This window comes from Vibrio sp. 10N.222.46.A1 (assembly GCF_041473595.1).
In the GTDB taxonomy this organism is placed as follows: domain Bacteria; phylum Pseudomonadota; class Gammaproteobacteria; order Enterobacterales; family Vibrionaceae; genus Vibrio; species Vibrio tasmaniensis_A.
In genome coordinates this window covers 1-4,365 of sequence record NZ_JBFRSN010000170.1, presented here as the reverse complement: position 1 = coordinate 4,365, position 4,365 = coordinate 1, and the positions used below count along the sequence as shown (strand labels likewise).

General features: G+C 46.1%; 3 protein-coding genes and 1 pseudogene. All 4 read left to right on the top strand.

What is annotated here, in order from left to right; genetic code table 11:
• Window positions 1-319 precede the first annotated feature (319 nt).
• Window positions 320-709 (top strand): annotated as a pseudogene (locus AB4496_RS05920) (phage integrase N-terminal SAM-like domain-containing protein).
• A 108-nt stretch (window positions 710-817) separates the two neighbouring features.
• Window positions 818-1,717, top strand: coding sequence for a homocysteine S-methyltransferase family protein (locus AB4496_RS05915; RefSeq protein ID WP_009845958.1), 900 nt, complete (start codon window positions 818-820; stop codon window positions 1,715-1,717).
• 113 nt (window positions 1,718-1,830) lie between these two features.
• A complete protein-coding gene (locus tag AB4496_RS05910; RefSeq protein ID WP_009845959.1) occupies window positions 1,831-2,841 on the top strand; it encodes a Gfo/Idh/MocA family protein in 1,011 nt (336 codons plus the stop codon).
• 10 nt (window positions 2,842-2,851) lie between these two features.
• A partial coding sequence (locus AB4496_RS05905) for an SgrR family transcriptional regulator (RefSeq protein WP_372130688.1) occupies window positions 2,852-4,365 on the top strand: 1,514 nt, incomplete at its 3' end.

The following is a 4,365-nucleotide window of genomic DNA, read 5'->3' as shown; positions in this document are numbered from 1 at the left end:
AACATTTTAATATCGTGCAAGCACGAATCCATCCGCTTAACATATCAAAAAGGTCGCTCATAACCAACTGAATGCTATGCATTTAATATAAAAGTGGGTCTAAACATTAAGTGTGAAAACGTGCAAGCACATATTGCCGACTATGTAACGCTCGGCCTCATTCTTAACCACCGACAAATCTGCATTGTAATCAATAATTTAAAATAAACCTCTCGTTAAATTCGTGCTCAATCAGAGTTAAAAACCACTCTTTTTTAAGTCATTAATTATTCTACAAGCAATAAACTGTCTGTATGTACAGATTTTGTGAGGGGAATATATGGCGAGTCAATTCATGCAGGCAATTTGCGAACATATGACGATGCGAGGCTATAGTCGCAAGACAATCAAAGCCTACTGTTACTGGATAAAATACTTCATTCATTTTCATAAGCTTAAACACCCTGAACAGATGCATGCCGCTGAAGTTGTCTCCTTTCTTTCTCATTTAGCTAATCAACAAAAAGTCGCCATCAATACTCAAAAGGTAGCTCTCAATGCTCTAGCCTATTGATACAATCAATTTATTAAGCAACTTCTAAAGTCAGGCTCCGATATCAGAACGGTTCAAGAGCTACTGGGGCACAGTGATGTCAAGACAACTCAAATATACACTCACGTTATTGGGCAACACTTTAGTGGCACGACTAGCCCACTAGACGGCCTATAGCGAAACTCCCTCATCGATAGTTGAACCTTGGCTTGATGGCTTCTGTCTAGCAAAGTTGTCTGATATGGTGACGGCAGAACTTCAGCAATTGTTTAGATAGTATTGAATATGAAAACACTAACCATACTTGATGGCGGCATGGGCCGAGAACTCAAAGAAATTGGCGCGCCATTTTCTCAACCACTTTGGAGTGCTCAAGCGCTGATTGAGGCACCCGATTTTGTTAGCCAAGCGCATCAAAACTTTGTCGATGCTGGTGCTGAAATCCTGATCACCAATAGCTACGCCTGTGTACCTTTTCATTTGGGTGAAGAGCTGTTCAAACAACAAGGTTTTGAACTCGCAGAGCTATCTGGCGAACTGGCTAAAGCCGTTGCTGACAATGCCCCTCACACAGTGAAAGTAGCAGGCGCGATTCCACCGCCATTTGGCAGCTACCGACCAGACTTGTTTAAGGTCGAAGAAGCAGCCCCTATCATTCAAACCCTTTACGATGCGCAAGACCCAAACATCGACCTTTGGATCGCGGAAACGATTTGTAGCCTGCAAGAATTCGAATCCATTCATGCAGTACTCAAGCAATCAAACAAACCGTGTTATTACGCCTTTAGTTTGGAAGACACCAAGGGCGATTCTGCCAGCATTCGTTCTGGCGAGAGCGTAACAGACGCCATCAAACTGGCCTGCCAATCCAACGCTACAGGCGTTATGTTTAATTGCTCAGTGCCTGAAGTGATGGATCAAGCCATCATCGATACTAAAAAAGTGATCGAAGAACTAGGCTGTGATCTGGAAATCGGTGTCTATGCGAACAACTTCGCGCCGATCAGCAGCGAACATGAGGCCAATGACATGCTTCAAGAGATGCGTGAGCTGGATGGCCAAGGTTACCTAGCTTACGCCAAACGCTGGCACGCATTGGGTGCGAATATCGTCGGTGGCTGTTGTGGCATCGGACCAAAACACATTCAAGCCCTAGCCGATTGGAAACGCTCCCTACAGAGCTAATCCTGAGCTTCAACTAGAATAAAATAAATAGAGAACAGGTTGAGAAATCTGTTCTCTATTTGTATGTGGCGTCTCTGAGTACACTGAGACAAAACAACGATTTGGAGTAACTGATGAGCGACACGCAACGCAAAATTAAATGGGGCATCGCAGGGCTAGGTAATATCGCGAATCGATTCGCAGCGGCAGTCACAGAGCACTGTTTGCATGGTGAGCTTTATGCGGTTGCCGCGAGAGACCATACACGCGCAGCCACGTTCGCCAACAAGTTTGGTTGCGACAAGGCTTATGGTTCTTATGAAGAGATGGCGAATGACCCAGCAGTAGAAGCGGTTTACATCGCCACCGTTCACCCATACCACCAGCCACTCGCAGAACTGTTTCTAAAGAACAATAAGCACGTATTGGTCGAGAAGCCGGCTTTTACCAACCTTGCTGACTGGCTTGAGATGAAAGCCCTCGCCAAGCAAAATGGCGTGATGCTGTTAGAAGCGATGAAAACCGTGGTGTTTCCCGCGTATCGTGAGCTCCAATCATTCTTGGTCGATAACCACATTCAAATAGATTCAATCGAAGCCAGCTTTGGCAACCATCACGACTATGAGCCCGATTTGTTTATCTTCAATCCGGATTTGTCAGGCGGATCAACGCTCGATGTTGGGGTCTATGGGCTTTGGTTCTTCTACGATCTATGCCGAACACTGGGTGTGAACCCTTCAAAACCTCAGGTAAAGATGTCGTGTCTTTATGAGGGGGCAAATGTTGATACCGATGCGTACTTTACCTTCTCTGGTGATATGAACGGTAAGATATCGGCATCAACAGTGCAAAACCTTCCCCGATCAGCGCACTTGAGTGGGCCTGATACTAAGATCACCATTCACGAAAAATGGTGGAATCCGGCCTTTATTGAGATTGAACATCAAGGGAAAAAATCGACCATCAACTACCCAGTGACAGGGAATGGATTCGAGTTTGAAATCGACCATTTTTCAGATTTGGTGCTTCAAGGCAAAACTGAATCGAATATCCTAAGATCAGAGATAACCTCTCGAGTTCTCGATACGATGGAAAACGCACTCATTGACTCTGGCTATCCACATTTAACTCAACCTCGTCGTTAGGAAAAGCAAATTGGGCAACCTTAAGCGCAAGCTTGAACTGTATGAAAAGATATTTCAGGCTTTTGGGCCTGGAGTATCACATTGTCAGGTTAACCAACTGGCCACACTGCTGCACGTGAGTGAACGTCACGTTCAAACCTTACTCAAAGCGATGACAGCGCAAGGCTGGATTGAGTGGCAAGCCAGTTCAGGCCGAAGTAAGAAAGCACAGCTGACGTGTCTGGTTGAGCCCATTGAGGCGTGTTACCAATACGCACAAACCCAAGCCGATGCGGGTAATATAGAACAGGTGTTTAGCACCTTAAGCTTCAATGGCCGCAATGCTGGCGCTGAGTTGCAAGCCTTTCTAAGCAATACCAATTCGTCGGCGCAGAATATCGCGTATATCCCGTTTCACCGAGAGCTCGAGGCTCTTCACCCTCAACGAGTACTTAGACGCACCGAACGCTTCCTAGTGATGCAAGTTTGCCAACGCCTAACCTCTGTTAAGCACGGTAAACTCAGCGGCGATCTGGCTTATCATTGGCAGCCTAATGAAGATGCGACACGGTGGCACTTTCAAATACGTAATGGCGTTCACTTTCATAAAGGTCGAACACTCGAACCTCAAGACATAGCGCGCAACCTTAATTCACTCTGCCAAAGCAAAATATGGCGTCGCTGTTATCAGCATATTGATGAGGTCTCTGCCTCGGCAGGTAATGTGGTTGTCGTGAAATTGAATCAACCTGATTGGCATTTACCGCGCTTACTTTCCAGAGTTGAAGCCTCCGTATTTGATCCCTCATCACCGACTGATAGGCTGATTGGATCTGGCGCGTTCTCATTAGACATCTTCTCAAGCAAGATGTTGAGATTAAGCCGTAATAGCGCGTATTCACACAGCACGCCGATTCTCAATCGAGTCGAGTTGTGGGTCTATCCAGAATGGGCACAGAGCAAAGCCTGCGCTCAAAATCAGGTGTGCGTGAAACTGCCCGAAAAGACCACCAACGTGCGTGGTGGCGACCATTATTCCAAACCGGAATTCGGCTCAACCTTCTTTAAGATTCAAAACCCAGCGTTGTCGAAAACAGAGCGTGAATTCACCGTTGAAGACACCTCTGAATGCCAAGCCCTTTTCGAGCTGTTGTCTGTGTCTGGCGACCACAAAACCAGCGTGGAATATGGAAACTACCTAACTAGCTACCTAACAACCAAAGACGTCGTGTTGTGCAGCATTATTGATGAGAACGACCCCTTCACTTCGTGGTTAAGCTTTTTCACTCGCTTCCCGTTTGAGGACTTGGCGCTGCCTGCTGAAATGCTAGAGAAAATCCAACAAGGCTTAGCCGAAATAAGAAACCAGCCAAACTTTGAATTAGCGATGAATGCACTGTTGGCATTCAAGCATTGGTTGAATGCAACTGGGAATGTGGTTGAGCTTAAGCAAGAGGCGTTCAACTTAGAGGTTTCTGAAAAGATACACGGCGCGCAAGTGAATGGTTTCGGTTGGTGCGAACTCGATCAGTTGTGGATTAACCA